Consider the following 1,920-nt stretch of genomic DNA (forward strand, 5'->3'; position numbering starts at 1 on the left):
CGTTTCGCAATCTTCGTTAGAACATCAAACGTTAAAGGGTGGTATTTCAAGGTCGACTCCATAATCACTGGCGTGACTACTTCTAAGTCTCCCACCTATCCTACACATCAAAATTCAATGTTCAGTGTCAAGCTATAGTAAAGGTTCACGGGGTCTTTCCGTCTAGCCGCGGGTACACCGCATCTTCACGGCGATTTCAATTTCACTGAGTCTCGGGTGGAGACAGCCTGGCCATCATTATGCCATTCGTGCAGGTCGGAACTTACCCGACAAGGAATTTCGCTACCTTAGGACCGTTATAGTTACGGCCGCCGTTTACTGGGGCTTCGATCAGGAGCTTCTCTTTCGATTACACCATCAATTAACCTTCCAGCACCGGGCAGGCATCACACCCTATACGTCCACTTTCGTGTTTGCAGAGTGCTGTGTTTTTAATAAACAGTTGCAGCCAGCTGGTATCTTCGACCGGTTCAACCTTCGCCCGCGAGGGACTACAATCTACGCCGGCGCACCTTCTCCCGAAGTTACGGTGCTATTTTGCCTAGTTCCTTCACCCGAGTTCTCTCAAGCGCCTGAGTATTCTCTACCTGACCACCTGTGTCGGTTTTCAGTACGGTTTAGTAAAGCCTGTCGCTTAGTGGCTTTTCCTGGAAGTGTGGTATCGGTTACTTCAGCTCCGTAGAGCCTCGTCATCATCTCTCAGTGTTAAGGAAGTTCGGATTTGCCTAAACTTCCCACCTACCAACTTAAACGCACATATCCAACAGTGCGATAACCTAACCTGCTCCGTCCCCACATCGCAGCTTTACCAAGTACAGGAATATTAACCTGTTTCCCATCGACTACGCTTTTCAGCCTCGCCTTAGGGGCCGACTCACCCTGCCCCGATTAACGTTGGACAGGAACCCTTGGTCTTCCGGCGAACGGGTTTTTCACCCGTTTTATCGTTACTTATGTCAGCATTCGCACTTGTGATACGTCCAGCATGCTTCTCAACACACCTTCATCCGCTTACACAACGCTCCCCTACCCAACAGTATTGCTACTGATGCCGCAGCTTCGGTGCTATATTTGAGCCCCGTTACATCTTCCGCGCAGGCCGACTCGACTAGTGAGCTATTACGCTTTCTTTAAATGATGGCTGCTTCTAAGCCAACATCCTAGCTGTCTAAGCCTTCCCACTTCGTTTCCCACTTAATATAGACTTTGGGACCTTAGCTGGCGGTCTGGGTTGTTTCCCTCTCCACGACGGACGTTAGCACCCGCCGTGTGTCTCCTGAGTATCACTCTTCGGTATTCGTAGTTTGCATCGGGTTGGTAATCCGGGATGGACCCCTAGCCGAAACAGTGCTCTACCCCCGAAGGTGTCCGCTCAAGGCTCTACCTAAATAGATTTCGGGGAGAACCAGCTATCTCCCGGTTTGATTGGCCTTTCACCCCCAGCCACAAGTCATCCGCTAATTTTTCAACATTAGTCGGTTCGGTCCTCCAGTTAGTGTTACCCAACCTTCAACCTGCCCATGGCTAGATCACCGGGTTTCGGGTCTATACCTTGCAACTAGACGCCCAGTTAAGACTCGGTTTCCCTTCGGCTCCCCTATTCGGTTAACCTCGCTACAAAATATAAGTCGCTGACCCATTATACAAAAGGTACGCAGTCACCCTTAAAGGGCTCCCACTGCTTGTACGTACAAGGTTTCAGGTTCTATTTCACTCCCCTCACCGGGGTTCTTTTCGCCTTTCCTTCACAGTACTGGTTCACTATCGGTCAATCAGGAGTATTTAGCCTTGGAGGATGGTCCCCCCATCTTCAAACAGGATATCACGTGTCCCGCCCTACTTATCGTTAGCTTAGTACCATGACCTGGACTTCGAGTACGGGGCTATCACCCTGTGTCGCTAAGCTTCCCAGCTTGTTCC

The 1,920-nt window shown here is 50.3% G+C and carries 1 rRNA gene; it reads right to left on the reverse strand.

The window, feature by feature from the left end:
* Nucleotides 1-1,920: ribosomal RNA gene (locus ACXVWP_RS11040) — 23S ribosomal RNA — on the reverse strand; the annotation flags it as partial.

The sequence above is a fragment of the Haemophilus sp. SZY H56 genome (genome assembly GCF_054332415.1).